16 protein-coding genes are annotated in these 17,345 nt (G+C 63.6%); 9 read left to right on the forward strand and 7 right to left on the reverse strand.

Going from position 1 to position 17,345, the window contains the following annotated elements:
• Positions 1–152 precede the first annotated feature (152 nt).
• On the forward strand, positions 153–1,478 hold the full coding sequence (locus AC1RJY_RS07420) for an ammonium transporter (protein ID WP_498602001.1): 1,326 nt from the start codon (positions 153–155) through the stop codon (positions 1,476–1,478).
• Between the two features lie 68 nt (positions 1,479–1,546).
• On the opposite strand, the gene AC1RJY_RS07425 is transcribed toward AC1RJY_RS07420, so the two are convergent.
• Both AC1RJY_RS07425 and AC1RJY_RS07430 read right to left on the reverse strand, forming a co-directional pair.
• A complete protein-coding gene (locus AC1RJY_RS07425; RefSeq protein ID WP_011776041.1) occupies positions 1,547–2,143 on the reverse strand; it encodes a DnaJ family domain-containing protein in 597 nt (198 codons plus the stop codon).
• A gap of 237 nt (positions 2,144–2,380) precedes the next feature.
• On the reverse strand, positions 2,381–4,663 hold the full coding sequence (locus tag AC1RJY_RS07430; RefSeq protein WP_498602002.1) for a SulP family inorganic anion transporter: 2,283 nt from the start codon (positions 4,661–4,663) through the stop codon (positions 2,381–2,383).
• A 107-nt stretch (positions 4,664–4,770) separates the two neighbouring features.
• Between AC1RJY_RS07430 and AC1RJY_RS07435 the strand changes: the two genes are divergently transcribed.
• From AC1RJY_RS07435 to AC1RJY_RS07450, 4 genes are all read left to right on the forward strand, one after another.
• The gene (locus AC1RJY_RS07435) at positions 4,771–5,148 is read left to right on the forward strand and encodes an FG-GAP repeat domain-containing protein (RefSeq protein ID WP_043470661.1); all 378 of its coding nucleotides are present in this window, start codon (positions 4,771–4,773) and stop codon (positions 5,146–5,148) included.
• Between the two features lie 103 nt (positions 5,149–5,251).
• A complete protein-coding gene (locus AC1RJY_RS07440) occupies positions 5,252–6,337 on the forward strand; it encodes an acyl-CoA dehydrogenase family protein (RefSeq protein WP_498602003.1) in 1,086 nt (361 codons plus the stop codon).
• Positions 6,331–7,695 carry a PIG-L family deacetylase gene (locus tag AC1RJY_RS07445; RefSeq protein WP_498602004.1) on the forward strand — a complete coding sequence of 455 codons (1,365 nt, stop codon included), beginning with the start codon at positions 6,331–6,333 and terminating at the stop codon, positions 7,693–7,695. Before AC1RJY_RS07440 ends, AC1RJY_RS07445 begins: the two co-directional genes overlap by 7 nt.
• A 2-nt stretch (positions 7,696–7,697) precedes the next feature.
• Positions 7,698–8,456 (forward strand): glycosyltransferase family 2 protein, encoded by a 759-nt coding sequence (locus AC1RJY_RS07450; protein ID WP_498602005.1) that lies wholly within the window; start codon positions 7,698–7,700, stop codon positions 8,454–8,456.
• Between the two features lie 26 nt (positions 8,457–8,482).
• Here AC1RJY_RS07450 and AC1RJY_RS07455 read toward each other — a convergent pair whose 3' ends face one another.
• From AC1RJY_RS07455 to AC1RJY_RS07470, 4 genes are all read right to left on the reverse strand, one after another.
• Positions 8,483–9,061, reverse strand: a complete 579-nt coding sequence (locus tag AC1RJY_RS07455; protein WP_014922733.1) for an adenylate kinase — start codon at positions 9,059–9,061, stop codon at positions 8,483–8,485.
• 101 nt (positions 9,062–9,162) lie between these two features.
• Positions 9,163–9,660: an SRPBCC family protein gene (locus AC1RJY_RS07460; protein WP_498602006.1), complete on the reverse strand. Its 498-nt coding sequence runs from the start codon at positions 9,658–9,660 to the stop codon at positions 9,163–9,165.
• Positions 9,657–10,019, reverse strand: coding sequence for an ArsR/SmtB family transcription factor (locus AC1RJY_RS07465; protein WP_011776049.1), 363 nt, complete (start codon positions 10,017–10,019; stop codon positions 9,657–9,659). The genes AC1RJY_RS07460 and AC1RJY_RS07465 overlap by 4 nt, the downstream gene beginning before the upstream one ends.
• 69 nt (positions 10,020–10,088) lie before the next feature.
• Complete coding sequence (locus AC1RJY_RS07470) at positions 10,089–10,967, reverse strand: MurR/RpiR family transcriptional regulator (RefSeq protein WP_014922735.1); 879 nt, start codon at positions 10,965–10,967, stop codon at positions 10,089–10,091.
• A gap of 108 nt (positions 10,968–11,075) precedes the next feature.
• Here AC1RJY_RS07470 and AC1RJY_RS07475 point away from each other — a divergent pair, with 108 nt between their 5' ends.
• The 4 genes from AC1RJY_RS07475 (at position 11,076) to AC1RJY_RS07490 (ending at position 15,088) form a co-directional block, all read left to right on the forward strand.
• Positions 11,076–12,464, forward strand: coding sequence for an MFS transporter (locus tag AC1RJY_RS07475; protein WP_011776051.1), 1,389 nt, complete (start codon positions 11,076–11,078; stop codon positions 12,462–12,464).
• Between the two features lie 5 nt (positions 12,465–12,469).
• Positions 12,470–12,955, forward strand: coding sequence for a GAF domain-containing protein (locus AC1RJY_RS07480; RefSeq protein WP_014922736.1), 486 nt, complete (start codon positions 12,470–12,472; stop codon positions 12,953–12,955).
• A gap of 1 nt (position 12,956) precedes the next feature.
• Complete coding sequence (locus tag AC1RJY_RS07485) at positions 12,957–14,189, forward strand: metal-dependent hydrolase family protein (RefSeq protein WP_498602007.1); 1,233 nt, start codon at positions 12,957–12,959, stop codon at positions 14,187–14,189.
• Positions 14,190–14,395: 206 nt separating this feature from the next.
• Positions 14,396–15,088, forward strand: a complete 693-nt coding sequence (locus AC1RJY_RS07490) for an SRPBCC family protein (RefSeq protein ID WP_014922738.1) — start codon at positions 14,396–14,398, stop codon at positions 15,086–15,088.
• A gap of 116 nt (positions 15,089–15,204) precedes the next feature.
• Here AC1RJY_RS07490 and AC1RJY_RS07495 read toward each other — a convergent pair whose 3' ends face one another.
• The gene (locus AC1RJY_RS07495; RefSeq protein WP_498602008.1) at positions 15,205–17,238 is read right to left on the reverse strand and encodes a rhamnogalacturonan lyase; all 2,034 of its coding nucleotides are present in this window, start codon (positions 17,236–17,238) and stop codon (positions 15,205–15,207) included.
• Positions 17,239–17,345: the final 107 nt, after the last annotated feature.

A 17,345-nucleotide genomic window follows, 5' to 3' on the forward strand; every position in this document is an offset into this window, starting at 1 on the left:
CGTGATCTTCACGAACGAGGGATTTCTGTAACTTAGCTGCAACTTAGCTCTTCTGAGTCGGAAACATAGCTCACCGAATATTGATCGGGGGGTTGGCGTGGGCCGGGAACAACGGCCCCGTTTCGGACAGGCTCAATGAGAAGGGAACGCAGGTGGAGATCTCTGCGCAACACGTCTGGATGATGTTGTCGGCGGCAATGGTGCTGTTCATGACCCCCGGCCTCGGCCTGTTCTACGGTGGCATGACGCGTGCCAAGGCTGCGCTCAACATGATCATGATGAGCTTCATCTCGGCGGGCATCGTTGGCGTGGTGTGGGTTCTATGGGGCTACTCGATGACCACCGGCGAAGGGTTCCTCGGCCTGTTCGGTAATCCCTTTGCACACTTCGGCCTGCAGGACCTGATGGGGTCCCCCGATCTCATCAAGGCAGGCTTCGCCGCCACGTTCGCCATCATCACCGTTGCCCTCATCAGCGGTGCCATCGCCGACCGCGCCAAGTTCGGCGCCTGGGCACTGTTCGTACCCATCTGGGTGACCGTGGTTTACTGCCCCCTGGCGTACATGATCTGGGGCGGGGGCCTCATGAGCGCAGGCGGTGCGCTGACGGACATCTTCGGCCAGGTCATCGACTTCGCCGGCGGCGCAGTGGTTGAGGTCAGTTCCGGAACCGCCGCTTTCGTCCTCGCATTGATCGTGGGAAAGCGTCACGGATTCGCCAAAGACCCCAACCACCGCCCGCACAACGTCCCGTTCATCATGATCGGCGCGGCCATCCTCTGGTTCGGTTGGTTCGGTTTCAACGGCGGTGCAGCAACCACGGCAGAGCAGGCCGGCCTGATCTGGGTCAACACCTTGGTGACACCGGCGGCGGCAATGCTCAGCTGGCTCGTGGTGGAGAAGATCCGCCACGGACACCCCACCTCCCTGGGTGCGGCATCCGGCGTCGTGGCCGGTCTGGTGGCGATCACCCCTTCCTGCGCCAACATCAGCCCTGTTGCAGCTCTCGGCCTGGGCCTGGTGGCCGGCGCCGCCTGCGCTGTGTTCGTTGACCTGAAGTACAGGTTCGGTTTCGACGATTCCCTGGACGTGGTGGGCGTGCACTTCGGCGCCGGCGTCATCGGCACACTGTCCTTGGGCTTCATCGCCTTCCCCACCGACGGCACGGCTGGCGGCCTCCTCTACGGCGGTGGCCCGCAGCAGCTCGTAGCCCAGACGGTTGCCGTGTTAGTAACCATCGCCCTCTCCGGTGTGGGCACGTTGGTCATCGGCCGTGCGATTCACAAGACCATAGGATTCCGCGTCCCGTTGGAGCACGAAGTCACTGGTGTAGACCTCACCCAGCACGCCGAGTCCGCTTACGAGTTCGGCCTCACCGCCCACGGCCACTTCCGCCAGCAGCACGCCCACCTGTCGGCCCTCATCAGCCGGAAGCCGGCTGCAGCCGCCCCCGAAGCCAAGGAAGACAGCTTCGCCTAAAGACCCCAACGCACAACAGCAGACGACGGCGGAACTTGGGTTCCGCCGTCGTCCGCTGTTTGTGCCCCTCACCCGGAGCCGTTCCAGATCCGCTGCCACCACGTTCGTTTGCCCGGAGGCTCGGGCTCCGGCTCGGGAGGTGCAGCTGCGGCCCTACGCTCCCGCCACTTTTCCACCTCGGCGTCCACGTCGCGGAGCTTGGTGATCACGGGCGGGCCGCCTTGTAGCTGCCGACGGGCCTCGATCACGCGCTTGTTGAAGTCCTCAAGGATGTCCCGGACTTGTTTGTCCGTGTACTGCTGATCCAGCTTGGCGTCGAGCTCCGAGTCCTCGATCCGCAGCAAAATGGCGGGCGGACCGATCCCGCTGAGCCGTTCGCGCTGAATGAGACCCTTGACCCACCAATCGGGGTCGTAGTGCTCCCCCAAGCCGGGAATTGGCTTGCCGGCGTACTTCAGGTTGTCGAACTTTCCCTGGTTCATGGCGTCCCGGATGAGGTACTCAACGCGGGCGGCGTCGTCTACCTTTCGGCGTTTCTCGCGTTCTTCGGCATCCGCGGCCTCAAGCTCCGCGTCTTCCTCGGCATTTCCGCCCCAAGACCGGACTGCCCGCAGTTCCGCACCCCGCTCGAGCTTCCGCCTGAACGCGTTGTTCTCGGCGTTCACGTTCCCGCCACCTCCTCACACGGCAGCCTCGCCTGCCGGAAATCGTGGTTCCGAATCCAGTATTCCGCACGTTGCTGACGTTAATCCCCGTACCCCGGCGCTCGTTGGTTGAAACCCGCGGCTGCGCACGTACCGCCACCACCCACTACGAAACTGCAGCAGCCCCGACACACCGTCTGAGGGGCGCGTCGGGGCTGAATGCAGCTCAATGTGGGTGGTGGCCGTCCCCCGGCGGAATCAGGAACGGACTGCCATGCTCGGATCCAGTTGCTCGATGCCTTCCGGCGTCACCAAGACAACGCGCGCCGTGCAGATGTCATAGAACAAACCAGTGGCCTGCACCTGGCCGGAAGCCAGGACCGGGCCGGTGACCGGGTGTTGCTCCAGCTTCCGGAGTTGGAGGGCAACGTTCACCATGCTCAGCTGATCGAGGCGGCTGTAGCCCTCAGCGGAGGCAGCAATGGCCACCGGGTGACCGGCCAGCAGGGCAGAGTAGCTCGGCCGCGCGTGTTCCAGCCACTCATCGAAACCGTCGCCCATGTCAGGCGAAGCCCCCTCAGCATCGGCAATGACGGCCTTCATCGCACCGCAGTTGGAGTGGCCGCAGATCACGATCGAGTCCACGGACAAGCCCTTGACGGCGAAGGACAGTGCGGAGTCGATCGAGGCATCGCGCCCGTCATTGCACACCACGTTGCCGATGTTACGGAGCGTGAGGAGATCGCCCGGTCCACTGCTGGTGATCAGGTTGGGGTTCACCCGGGAGTCCACACATGCAACGAACAGAGTGTCGGGGTTCTGACCGTCGGTGAGGTCCTGAACCAACGGCCGGACTTTTTCTGCGTGCCGCCGGTGATACTTATCGATGCCAAGAAGGATGGACCGCAGCGGCGGCTGCCCGCCGTCGTCGTCATCAGCCGCAGGGTTGACTCGGGCGGAAAGCGACTGCCATGAAGTACGGGGCGGCAGCGGGAATTCGCGCGGGTCCTGGCGCTGTGGCGTGTTGTCCTCGGCGTCACTGAAGGCAGTGGTGCCGTGCTCCTCAAGGATCACGGAGGCGCCGGAATTCCGTTGCTGCTTCTGCCACGCGACCAAGGCTTCGCGGAAGGCGTGATCGAGGTAGTCGGCGTTGAGTTCCACCACGACGTCCTGGCCTTCGGGCACGGAGTGGAGGACGCGGTTGAGCCGAGGCAGCGCGAAGAAGCTGCACGAGCCGGCGATGGTGACGCGCCACGGCAGTGCCTCAGCAGAGGGAGTATGCGCGTGGATCTGCGCCCGGAGCACACGCCAGAGCACGCAGAGAGCAGCAAGTGCGAGGCCAATAATGACGCCTTCGAGCAGGTTGAGGACCACGACGCACACCAGCGTGACGCTGTAGACCAGGAGATCGCCGGTGCGGAGACTGGTCCGGATGTCGGCGACTTTGACGAGTTTCGCACCAATGACCAACAGCAGGCCAGCCAGAACCGACAACGGGATCAGTTGGATGAGGCCGGCAAAGAGTGCAGAAAACACCAGAACCCAGACGCCGTGCAGGATGGCCGATGTGCGGCTTGCGGCTCCGGCTTCAACGTTGGTTGCGCTGCGGACGATCACACCCGTGACGGGCAGGCCGCCAAGCATGCCGGAAACGACGTTCGCGGAGCCCTGGCCGACGAGTTCGCGGTTGAGGTTGGTGCGCGAGCCGCCCATTTTGTCCACGGCAACGGCTGACAAAAGTGACTCGATGCTCGCGATCAGGGCCACCGTGATGACGGCCATGGCGGCCGCGCGCCAATTGCCCTCGGGCAGGCTTGGGAGGGCGATGGCGTCGAAGATGGATCCGCTGAAGCTGATGCGCTCAACGCCCGGCGCTACGGCAACAGATAGTGCCGTAACCGCGACCACGGCAGCAAGCGGCCCGGGGATCTTCCGGACTGCGGCGGGGAGGAACTTCCACGCCAGCAGAATTGCGACGACTGCCAGGCCCAGGAGCGCCGAGTGGAGCTCAACGTTGGTAATTGCTGCTGGGAGAGCGGTCAGGTTTTCGACGGCGGACCCGGCGGCCTGACCGCCGAGCAGCACGTGGATCTGCTGCAGGATGATGGTGATGCCGATGCCGGCAAGCATCGCCTTGACCACCACTGGCGACACTGCCAGGGCCGCCCGGCCTATGCGGCTGACACCCATGAGTAGCTGCACGACGCCGGCAGCAGCCGTGATGGCGCACGTCACCTGCCAGCCGAACTCGTCTACAAGACCGGCAACGACGACGGTCAGTCCGGCGGCCGGACCGCTCACCTGCAGTGGGGAGCCGCCCAGGCTGCCTGCCACAATGCCGCCGACGGCTGCGGCAATGAGACCGGCCATGACGGGAGCACCTGAGGCTGCGGCGATGCCGAGGGAAAGCGGGAGGGCGACAAGGAAGACGACAAGTGACGCGGGGAGGTCTGCGCCGAGGTTGCTCAGGAAGGTGGGAGTCTTTCCCGGCGGGCTGTGGGAGTCGGTGGGAACTGTGGCGGATTGGTTGGGTTGCGGCATGGGTTCTCCTAGCTCGGGACTGCTGGACCCTTCCAAGCTACGGAACCTGTCACCGTTAATGACAACAAGATGTGACAAGCGTGACAAAAGCTGTGAAGGTGCGCTTCATGTTGGGACCAATGGGAACTTTGGCGGGGGTGGCGCACGTTGGGGCCTGGAGCTCCCCCGCGGCTGTCGGCTCCGGGTGGGACCTCCCGCCGTCGTCCACTTCCGGAGCCGGGTCCTTGCGTTTGTACACCGGTTACGCCACGCCGTATCCCTGCGGCACCTCTGCCGGTTTCTTTGGTCCTGGCACAGTGGGTAACGGCTGGAACGCCATGACCGCAATCGTGGGCCCCGGTGACTTCAACAGCGACGGCAACGTGGACCTCCTGGCCCGCGACGCTGGGGGTGCCCTCTGGCTCTACCCCAGCAACGGCCAAGGAGGCTGGCTCCCCCGCGGCCTGGTCGGCTCCGGCTGGAACGCCATGAACCTGATCATCTAGCACCGCAAAACAAAGCAAAGCGAACGACGGCGGGAACCTCCCGCCGTCGTTCGTTTGGTTTACGCACACATAACCTAAGGTTCCTTAGTTTAGGCTTGGCATCATGAGCTATTCCGAAGCCCAGCCCGTACGCCTCAGTTCCGAACCCGCGCAGCTGCAAGCACTGGAACCCGTGCTCGAAAAAGTGCGGGCATCAGTGGGCGACGTGCCTACTTTGCTGACCATAGCCGAGGACATCGGACGGACTGCCCCAAAGCCAGGCGAGGGAAACACCGCCAAGCTGTGGGAACTGTTGGCCTCCGTGACAGCCGTGGACGTCGCCGCCGGGCGGGTACTCGAACCGCACCTCGACGCTCTCGCGATCCTCGCCCAAGCCGGAGTTCAAGCCGGGGCTGACGGCGAACACGAAGGAGCATGGGGAGTCTTCGCAGCGGAAGGCCCCGGAATGAAGCTCGAGGCCAAGCGCACCGCTGACGGCTCCTACGTCCTCAACGGATCCAAGCCCTGGTGCTCACTCGCCGCGCAGCTGGACGGCGCCGTGATCACCGCTCACACAGAAGACGGCAGTAGGGCTGCCTTCGCCGTGAACCTGAAGGACGCAGGAGTCTCCTGCGAAACGCCAGTGTGGACCAGCCGCGGCCTCCAAGAGATCCCCAGCGGAACAGTCCACTTTGACCAAGTCGCGGCACAGCCCGTGAACCAAGGAAGCTGGTATTTCCAGCGACCGGGCTTCGCCTGGGGTGGGATGGGTGTGGCTGCCTGTTGGTTCGGCGGTGCGGTGGCCCTAGCGCGGGACTACGCGGATGCGTTGAAGAATGCCGCAGCCAATGGGCGCGAACCAGACCAGATTGCGCTGGCGTCCCTGGGCGAGATAGACCGCATCCTTGCCACAACCACCAGCTACCTCGCACAGACAGCTGAACGCATCGACGCCGGCGAGCTGGAGGGCTCTGACGAGGGCAGCCCGAGCGCCTGGAGCGAGGCCCTCCGTGTCCGCGGAACTGTTGCCGCCGCCGTCGAGCGTGTCCAAACCTTGGTGACGCAGAACCTGGGCCCCGGGCCGCTGGCTTTCGACGAAGCGTATGGCAAGCGCATGGCGGACCTGTCTCTGTACATCAGGCAGCATCACGCCATGCGGGACGATGCCCAACTGGGTGCACTGGCTCTGAAAGGGGACCGCGGATGGTAGCTTTCTCGCACACGGACACCGGCACGTCGGAGTCCGAATGGGCTACCAGCGGAGTTGCGGCGTTGCCGGAGCTGCCGCTGAGCGCAGAAGAGCTCGCGGCCACGGCCTTTGTGGTGCTGGCCGCGCACCCTGACGACGAAACCCTGGGTGCCGGCGGCTTCCTGGCCAAACTTCATGCCGCCGGAGCGGCAGTGGAGGTTCTGCTGTGCACGGCAGGCGAAGCGTCGCACCCGGACTCGCAAACCACGACGCCGGAACAGCTTGCCGCTGTCAGGCTCAGAGAGTTCGGAACGGCAGTGTCCGGGCTGGCTCCCAACGCCACGTGGCGGTTCTTGGAACTCCCGGACGGGAAATTGGCGGCCAGCGCGGAGAGCGTTGCCGACGCCATACGGGCCACGATTGCCGAGATCGGGCGGCCCGACGAGGAAGTGACGATTGTGGCCCCCTACCGCCACGACGGGCACACGGACCATGACACTCTTGGCGCCGTCGCCGCGGAGGTCGCGATGCAGGGCGGCCACGGTCTCTTGGAATACCCCATCTGGTACTGGTTATGGGCCGGTCCGGAAGACGCGACGTGGGAGTCGTGGGTACGGGTGCCGCTTAGCCCGGAGCAGCAACGGGCCAAGACGAAGGCCATGGGCGCCCACGCCTCGCAAACGGAGCCGCTTTCCGATCAGCCCGGTGATGAGACACTCCTTTCGGACACTTTCCTGGAGCACTTCGCCAGGCCATGGGAAACCTTCGCTTGGCATCCTTCCAAGGCCGGCACCAACAGCGCCGCGGACGCGGAGCGCATCTTTGATGAGGTTCATGCCGGAGCAGATGACCCTTGGAGCTACACCACCAGCTGGTACGAGCGACGCAAGCGAGCGCTGACGCTTGCAGCCCTACCGGAGGAATCGTATGCATCCGGCCTGGAACTGGGTTGCTCCATCGGCACCCTCAGTGAGGAGCTCGCGCAGCGCTGCCAGCGGTTCCTGGGAGTGGACGCCAGCAGCGCAGCACTCGCCCAGGCAGCTGAGCGGCTTTCACGAATTCCGGGTGCGCATACCCGGCACCTGACCATGCCCGGCGAGTGGCCTGAGGGAACATTTGATCTGGTGGTGTTGTCCGAGACGGGCTACTACCTCTCACCGGATGAGCTCGGCGAATTACTGGCTCGGATTGAAGCGTCCACCCGGCCCGGCGGCACGTTGCTCCTGTGCCATTGGCGGCACCCCATCTCCGGCTGGCAGCTGGATGCCGACGGCGTCCATGCGATGGCCCGCAGCCAACTCGGCTGGCCAACGCACGGACTCTACCGCGAGAAGGACTTCATGCTGGAGGTTCTTCTTGCCCCGGACGGGACGCAATAGCCATGCCTGGACAGCGGGAGATCAAGAGCGTGGCGGTAGTGATGCCCGCCCACAACGAAGACCAGCACATCGGCAAAGCCCTGCTCGCGCTGAAGGCTGCAGCGGACGTGCTGCAGCGGGACTACCGGGACATGGCAGTCAAGATCGTGGTGGTTCTGGACCATTGCACCGACAACTCGGCTGAGATCACCGCCGCGCATGTTGCCGGCGACGCGCGCTTCAGCGTGGTGGACGTGGAGCTGCGGAGCACGGGTGCCTGCCGTGACCTGGGTTTCCGCACCGCACTGGAATGCCTTGATGTTGACGGGACCGCGAGTACCTGGCTTGCCACCACCGATGCCGATTCGGCCGTCCCGCCACATTGGCTGACACGGCAAGTGGAACTGGCCACCATGGGAGCAGACGCCATCCTTGGATCCGTGGAGCCCGACCCGGCGGACATGGACCCGGCCATTCATCGACGATGGCTGGAACTCCACCCCTTCCGGGAGGACCACCAGCACATCTACGGTGCCAATCTGGGCATCCGCGCTTCGGCCTATCTCAGTGCGGGCGGCTTCCCTGGGCTCCGCGCCCACGAGGACCGCGTCCTGGTGGAACGGCTCCGCCGCCACGGTTTCGCAGTCACCGCCACGGACACTATCCGTGTTGTGACCTCGGGCCGGACATATGCCCGCGCGCCGGAAGGATTCGCCGCGTATCTTCGCTCCCTCGCAGCGGAGCTTCCGACTGCCGGGCTCCCAAATCCTGCAAGTGGCTAACCCTGCCAGCGGCCAGCACTTGCCGGCTAACCCGCCAGCGCTCCCTCCAACGCGGCGACCGCGGCCTTCGTGATGGTTTCCCGCTCGCCGGATCCGTCAACCGTGAGCAGAATCCCGCGCTGAGAGTACGCCGTCAGCACCGGCTGCGTCTCGGCCCGATACAGCTCCAGCCGGCGTTGGATCACCGGTTCGGTGTCATCGGCACGCCCTTGCTCCTGCGCTCGGAGCAGCATCCGGGACACCAACTCATGGTCCGGTGCCGTCAGCTCGAGAACTACCTCCAATGTCTGCTGGCGGTCAGCGAGCATCTCGTCCAGCGCGCCTATCTGGATGACCGTCCGCGGGTAGCCGTCCAACAGAAACCCTTCGCTGGCGTCCTCTTCCTCGAGCCGCCGCCGGAGCATGGCTGTGGTGACGTGGTCAGGCACGAATTCTCCGTGATCCATGTACCCGCTGGCCTCTACGCCCAATTCGGTTTTGTCCCGGACGTGCGCACGGAACAGATCCCCGGTGGAGATGGCCGGGATGCCGAAACGCCGTGCGATGTGCTCGGCTTGCGTGCCCTTGCCGGAACCAGGAGGGCCCATGATGATCATTCGCGCCATGACACTGGTCCGTTCCGAGAGGCAGCCGGGACTTAACCATACGCCGACGACGGTGGGAGGCACCCGCCGTCGTCGGCATCTTTTTGCGTGTGGTTCAGCAGTCAGGCGTTGGCCGGTTCCGAAAGCACGGCGTCGATCTGCTCGATCGCCTCGCGCATTCCTTCTTCCATTCCCATCTCGGCCATCTTTTGCATCTGCTCTTCGGACTCAAAGGTGGAGGTGATGGTCATTCGTGTCCGGTTTTCCAAGGGCTCCAGCTTCACGGTGGCATGGGTGACACCCAGTTCATCCACGGGTGCGCCGTGCTCGTCCGCGAAGCCGTCGTCAAACTCGAGGTGGTCCGGGGCGTCGATGGTGGTGAACTGCCACCAGCCGCGGGCTTTGGTGCCGTCCGGGCCGGTCATGTAATAGGCGGCCTTTCCCCCGACGGTAAACTCGTGGGTCTCAAAAGTTGCCGGCCAGGTGGGCGGTCCCCACCAGCGTTCCAGCTGCCGGGGGTCCTCCCAGATAGCCCAGACGCGCTTCACGTCGGCATCGAATTCAGCAACAATGCTGAAGCTCAGGGCCTCAACATCCTTGTCTACGCTGACAACAGTCATGGCAGATCCCTTTCATCGTCTTCGGCGAGTATGTCCGCGATCCGGCTGGCACGTTGCCGCCAGATCAGTTCAAGTTGGTCCAACAGATGCCGGGCTTTTTGCAGCCCCTCATGGTTCCCCCGCACAATCTGCTCCCTCCCACGCTTCTCCTTGGTCACCAGGGAGGCCCGTTCCAGGACCGCAACATGTTTCTGCACGGCCGCGAAACTCATGGTGTAGAGCGCAGCCAGACCGGAGACGGAGTACTCTCCAGCCGTCACTCTGGCCACGATGTCCCTGCGCGTGGCATCGGCCAGTGCTTGGAACAGGCGGTCTGTTTCGTCGTCAGAGAGACTTCTGCGGAGCTGATCTACAACCATTTGGTTGTACGATATCTCCGACGCTGAATGGTGTCAACGGGTTTCCAAAGCGACATTTCGCTGGCGAAGCTAGGACGTAGACCGTGGATGCATGATGCGCATCTGGTCCCAGGTCCGCTCCGAGGCGGCGATGTTCTGGTTGGATCTCTCGCGATCGAGGGAGGCAAGCTCGACGGCGATCGCCTGGACCGCGGCCACCGCACCTGTTAGGGACGGGAAGAAGCCGGCACCCTCCGTGGGCACCACAATCCTGTGGTCGGCATGCACCGCAACGGGCGAGCCCGCGCTGTCGGTGATGGAAACGATAGGCGTGCCCAGATTATGGGCGATCTCGACGGCCCGCATGGTGCTGTCGTAAACCCGCCAGAGACTGATGGCTATGACCAGATCCTCTGCACCGAGCCGTGCAATGGCATTGGTGAGGGCTGCGACATCGGCATCAAGGAGCCGGACGTTGTACCCGGCGATGATCGCGTTGTGCTCCAGGGCCTTGCCAGGGATGGCGTAGCTTCCTGCTGCCACTATGAAGGTCTGCCGCGCACCGGCGATCGCCTTCGCAATATTGTGCAGGGTTTCGGCGTCCAATGTGCGCTCAAAATGGGCCAAATTAGCCCGGTCAGTGGACACCGCAGCCTGCGCAGGACTACTCACGTGGCCGTTGTGTTCGGCCGCAACTTCCACTGCGCTGAGCGATGCCAGGAACCGCGACCGGAGCTCAAACTGGAAGTCCGCCCAGCCCTTGAATCCCAGTGTTTGCGCGGTTCTGGTCACGGTGGAAGCGTTCGATGCGGCCACGGCGGCGATGTCACTGACAGAGCCGTAGGACGCAAGCCGGGGCTGTGAACGGAGGATGCCAATCACCTGCATTTGGCGCGCCGCGAGCTTACGCCCCTGGACGCGGCTGTCCAGCCACTCGGTCAACGTTGACGAGTCGAAATCTTCTTCCACCTATTGACCTACCTCACACTTTGGCCGTAACTTCGATACATCGCTTCTGCACAGACTTGTGCATATTCCTCAAAATGTACAACTTGGCCCACTTTGGCAGGAACCACCATGTCTCTTACAGCACGCTTGGATCGTCTGGCTCTCAGTCGACCACACTACAAGCTTCTCCTCATCGGAGGCCTCGGCTACTCGTTCGACGGTATGGACGGGGCAGTGGTCGCCTTCCTGCTCCCGCGCATCCAGGAATTGTGGGGCCTCAACACCGCCAGCCTCGGATTGGTTGGCTCGGCGGCCCCGTTCGGCTTCTTCTTCGGCGCGATCCTGGCCGGTTGGATGGGCGACCGCTTTGGCCGCAAGAAGGTCATGCTCTGGGCCCTGGCCTTCTACTGCCTCATGTCAGTGGTGGCGGCCATGGCCCCCAACTTCGAAATCTTCCTGATTGCACGGATCTTTGCAGGTTTGGGCGCAGGCGCTGAAAGCGTGATCATCGCGCCGTTCCTGTCCGAGTTCATTCCCCCGAAGCGTCGCGGCTGGTTCATCGGAACATTGGCCGGGTTCTTCTCCTTCGGATTCGTTGGCGCCGCCCTCATTGGCCGCTTTGTTGTCCCGCTGGGCGAGGACGGCTGGCGCTGGGCGCAGGTCATCACCGCCATCCCCATCCTTCTCCTCCTGTGGTGGCGACGCAGCTTGCCGGAATCACCGCGGTATCTCATCAGCCGTGGCCGCATAGCCGAGGCCACGGAAGTGGTGGATCGCTTTGAGCAGAGCGTTGTGAAGGCAACCGGCAAACCACTCTCACCCCTGCCGGCCGCGGAGGAAGAGATCACCAAGCACGAGCAGAAGATCAGCATATGGAACGCCCTCAAGTTCATGTGGTCCAAGGCAATGCGCCGCCGCACTGCGGTGATCTGGTTGATCTGGTTTGTCATCACGTTCTCCTACTACGGCTTCTTCTCCTGGATTCCCACCCTTCTTGTAGGCCGGGGCATCACCATCACCAAGAGCTTCGAGTTCTCGATCCTCATTTACCTGGCGCAGATCCCCGGCTACTTCTCCGCCGCGTGGTTGTGTGACCGGATTGACCGCAAGAACACCATCGCCCTGTACTTGGCGGGATCGGCGATCAGCGCTTTCTGGCTGAGCCAATCCAACGACTCCGGCATGATCCTGGTGGCAGCCGCAACGTTGTCCTTCTTCCTGAATGGCACCTACGCCGGTGTTTACGCATACACTCCGGAGCTCTTCCCCACATGGATGCGCGCCACGGGTGTCGGCCTGGCCAGCGCGGTAGGCCGCATCGGCAGCATCCTGGCCCCGTCCATCATCGGCATCTTCGCTGCATCCCTTGGCTTCGGTGGAGTGTTCACCATGACCACAGTGGTTCTGACCATCGGTGTCCTTGGCGTCGTGATCTTCGGTGCCTCCACCGCGGGCAAGTCACTGGAGGACATCAACGCCCGTGCCGAGCATGATCCGGCAGCGGCAGGAAGTAAGTGAGCGCGATGATCACAGACGCAGTGTTTCAACAAACCTTCCGGGCCATGCAGCAGAAACCAGGAGTCATTCTGTTTACTGCCCTGCAGTGGATCCCGCAGCGTTCCAGCCTCAAGCGGCTCTTCACCAGCCACCCGGCCGAATACCCTGTGGGCGGCGAGAAAACGGTGGAGATCTCCCCCGGCTGGTTGGGGACAGTCATCGAGGACAAGAAGCCTTTCCTTGCCCCCGACCTGGAAGCCCTCCGGGAAGTCTTCTCCGACTCCCAACTTATTCAGCAGCTCGGCTGCGGCGCCGTCATCAACGTGCCCGTCCTCGACCAACAGCACAATGTTGTGGGCGTCCTCGCCCTCTTGGACGCGGAAGGCAAGTACACGCAGCAAAGTGTGGAAACCGCCGTCGACGTCATCAATGCGAACCTGTCTGCACTCGTCCAGGCCTTTGAGGCCCATCCCACCGAATCCCCCGAAGCACCCGCGAAGGACACCGTTTAACGTGAGCACCACCCCAGAAACCACCCCGCTGTTCATCCGCAACGCAAGCGTCCTGGACGTTGAGGCCGGCACCTACTCCACCGCCGACGTCGTAAGCGTTGACGGCAAGATCAGCAGCGTCGGTCCGAACGCCGAGGCGCCAGCCGGCGCGCGGGTGATCGACGGCACCGGCAAGTTCGTCATCCCCGGCCTGATCGATGCCCACGTCCACGTGGTCGCATCCAGCGCCGACTTCCGTTCACTGACCTACACGCCGGCGTCCTATGTTTACGCGCAGACGGCACGGATCATGGGGCAGATGCTGCGTCGCGGCTTCACGACTGTCCGCGATCTCTCCGGCGCCGATTTCGGGCTGGCCATGGCTCAAGGAGAGGGCCTGCTTGAGGGTCCGAAAATCCATTTCTGCGGACACGCGCTCAGCCAGACCGGCGGTCACGGCGACATGCGCCTGCCCGGCGAAGACCATGACCCCAACGGCCGTGGATGCTGCGGCATCGGGCGCGTAGCCGATGGCGTGGACGCAGTCCGCGCCGCCGCTCGCGACGAGATCCGCAAGGGCGCCCACCACATCAAGATCATGGCGTCCGGCGGCGTCTCCTCCCCCACGGATCGCATCGACTCCACCCAGTACTCCATGGAAGAGATGCGCGCCGCGGTGGAGGAAGCCCAGGCCGCCAACCGCTACGTTGCCGCCCACGCCTACACCGCCCGCGCCATCAACCGCGCCCTTGAAGCCGGTGTCCGCTCGATCGAACACGGCAACCTCCTGGACGACCAGAGCCTGAAGCTGTTCCTGGAAAAGGATGCCTTCCTGGTCCCCACACTGGTCACGTATTGGGCGCTAAAGGAAGAGGGCAAGGAGTTCGGGCTCACGGAGGAAATGTGGGCCAAGGTGGATTCCGTCCTCACCAGCGGACTCGAAGCAATTGCCCGCGCCCACCAAGCCGGGGTGAAAATGGCCTTCGGTTCGGACCTCCTGGGCGGAATGCATCGCCATCAAAATGAACAGTTCAGGCTGCTCGGCAAGGTCCAACCGGCTATTGACGCCATCCGCTCCGCAACCACGACGGCGGCCCTGCTGCTTGAGCGCGAAGGTGAACTTGGCGTGATCGCGCCTGGTGCAGATGCCGACATGCTGGTCCTGGGCGCCGACCCGGTGGCTGACATCTCGGTGCTGGCCGACATTTCCGAGCATCTTGAGTACCTGATTCAGGATGGCCGGGTGATCTCCTAGGGCCCGGCCGGGCACAGTCCCTCCCGACGCTCTCTCACATAACGCGCCATTTCCGCCGACGCTCTCTCACCAGGTGATAGAGCGTTGGGCGGAAGGGGCCGTTATGTGAGAGAGCGTTGGGGCTGACCGGGCCTGTTATTACCCTCCAAAAAGCTCGATAATGTAAGCATGCTGATCAATACCGAGTCGAGCAGGAGGAGGACATCGTGACCACGAAAGTAAACAAGACAATCATGGTCAACGTTCCGGTTAGTACGGCCTACAGGCAGTGGACCAAGTTCGAGGAGTTTCCGCACTTCATGGGCGGAGTGGAACGCGTAACGCGGCTCAGCGAAGACCGGCTGGAGTGGGTGGCCGAAATTGCAGGCGTCCATCGCCGCTGGGAAGCCAAGATCGTTCAGCAGGACCTTGACCGCGCGGTGGCATGGGCCGCCGTGGAAGGTGCCAAGAATGCCGGCTGGGTTGACTTCAAGGAAGCCGGCCCCAGCCAGACATCCCTGCATCTGTCCTTGGAATACGAACCGCACGGCGTCCTCGAGTTCCTGGGCGACAAGTTGCACATTGTTGAAAGGCAGGCTGAGTCAGACTTGAAAAAGTTCAAGGAGTACATCGAAAAGCAGGCGCCCGAAGCCGCAACTCCGGCTCCTGGGACCGCGACTACCGCTACCCCGACGACGGGAGCTGCTGCCGCCACGGGCGCCAGCGCAGCCTCGGATTCAACGCCGGTGATCGACCCCGCAACGCACGTGTTCGACCAAACCAACGGCTTGGTGGACCTGGAGGGCGACTCCGACGAAACTGCTGACAGCGACACCCGCAGCGCAGCTGAGCGAAAGGCAGATGAGGGCCGCGGCGAAGGCTTCATCCCACCGCTGGGCGGGCTGCCAGGACAGCGGTAAGCCCTTCACACCGAAATGCCGCCCGGGTCAACGCGACCCGGGCGGCATTCTCTTGTCGAGCACTCACGTGTTGCAGGGACTTCCCTTACAGGGAGCCGGTTGCTTCCCCGTGTACGCTACTTACCCGTGTAGACGACGGCGGGAATCGCCGGAGCCTGCATGCCCTCACCAATGAAGAAGCTCGGGTGCGGGGGCTGGTTGTAGGCCACGTTTTCCCGTGCCACAGCTGTGCGGTAGACCGTGTCATGCATCAGGGTCCGCAGGCGAACCTCGGTGGGAGCGGTGGTGGTGTAGATCCGCAACTCAGTGCTGTCTGTGGACGGCCAGGCGATCTCTTCGCGCCAGTCGCCCAGGATGTCTGCCTGGATTGACGGGTTGCCCTTGGTGGTGTTGTTGCTGCGTGCACCCTCTGCCGTCAGCAGCCGATCGCTGGACTCGGTTTCCCAGTTCCACTTGGAGATGGTGGGAACGCCGCGGGACAAGGTTGCGTCGTAGTCGTGGTCCACCACTTCGCGGAGCAGGTCACCGTCCCACCATGCCAGGAAGTTCGCGGCAGGGATCTTCTCGGCGATCAGCTCGCCCTTGGCCGATACCAACTGGCCAACGGGGGAATCCCAGGCAGCCGTACCTCCTACGGCCCATCCTTCAGCCCCGGCGTAGCGGGGATCGATGTCGCCTGCCGCACCGCGACCGGTGTCCCTGGCGGCGGGGATGCTCCACAGGACTTCACCGGTTGCGGCGTCGCGGAAGGTTGCTCCGCGGTTGCCACTCTGGCTCATGCTCTCGTGGACGGCGAACGTCTCCAACCCGGGCCTGGACGGATCAAGGTCGCTGGTGTGGATGGCGTCGCCGTGGCCGAGCTTGGTGTTGTAAAGCGGCTGGCCGTTGTCATCAATGGTCATGGAGCCGAAGACGAACTCGTCTTTGCCGTCCTGGTCCACGTCGGCTACGGACAGGTTGTGGTTGCCCTGCCCCTTGTATTCATCGCCGGCGAGGTTTGAATCGAAGGTCCAGCGCTTCACGAGCTTGCCGTTGACCAGGTCGTACGTGACCAGGACGGTGCGCGTGTAGTAGCCACGGCTGAACATCATGGACGGGTGCTCGCCGTCGAGGTAAGCCACGCCGGCCAGGAAACGGTCTACGCGGTTTCCGTAGTTGTCACCCCAGCCGGTGACAGAGCCGCGCGGGGGCTCGTAGGCCACAGTGTCCATGATTGTGCCTGTCTCGCCCTTGAAGACTGTCAGGAATTCGGGACCGGACAGCACGTAGCCGGCACTGTTGCGGAAGTCGGCGTCGGCGTTTCCGATCACCGTTCCTGCAGCATCGCGGGTGCCATCGGCTGTCTTGAGGGAGACCTCAGCCTTGCCGTCGCCGTCGAAGTCGTAGGCCAGAACCTGCGTGTAGTGAGCGCCGGCGCGGATGTTTCGGCCCAGGTCGATGCGCCACAGCTTGGTGCCGTCCAGCGTGTAGGCGTCCACGTAGACGTTCCCCGTGTAGCCGGATTGGGAGTTGTCCTTGGCGTTGGATGGCGCCCACGTTTGGATGACCTCGTACTTCCCGTCGCCGTCGAGGTCCGCCACCGTGGCGTCGTTCGCCGAGTAGCTGTACGGCTTTCCGTCAGGGGTGACTCCGTCTGCTGGCTTGTCCAGCTTGATGGCCAGGTAGTTCTGCGCGAGCGGCGTTACCGCTTGGGTCAGTTTGTCCTGCCCCTGCCCGTTGCCGACGGTTTTGATGACGTAGCTGGATTCGGCGGTGCCATCCGGGTCCACGAACATCGTGGCATTTCGGATGGGTTCCGGGGTGATATTGACGCCGTCGCGCAGGACTTGGAAGCCGATGCTGTCCTTGTCCAGGCCGAGCATACGCCAGCTCACTGTGACGCCTTGGTCAGTCAGGACAGCCACCGGCGCCCGGTCCAGGTTCTCCACTTGCCGCTTGAGGGCGGAGGGATCCTTCGCGGCAGGCACGACGCCGGGGAGTCCGGTTTGCGCTGCCGGCGCGAGTTGGGCGGGCGCTGCTTGAGCCAGCGGGACGCCCGTCAGCGCTATGACTGCAGCGGCAAGTGACGCCGAGGCTGCCAGGGGGACGGCCTTCAATGCACGGCTACGGGTACGGGTACTGCGGTAGGAACATTTCGAGGGGTAAGCCAAAGAACATCTCCTTTGATGCAGGGCGGCAGTGGGTCTGCCGCTCCCATGTTTGGAACGTTTCACACACGCGTCAAGTAGAGCCACGCCTAAAGAATGGGAGGTGGCTG

The sequence above is a fragment of the Arthrobacter sp. GW822-FHT05G07 genome, from assembly GCF_058799755.1.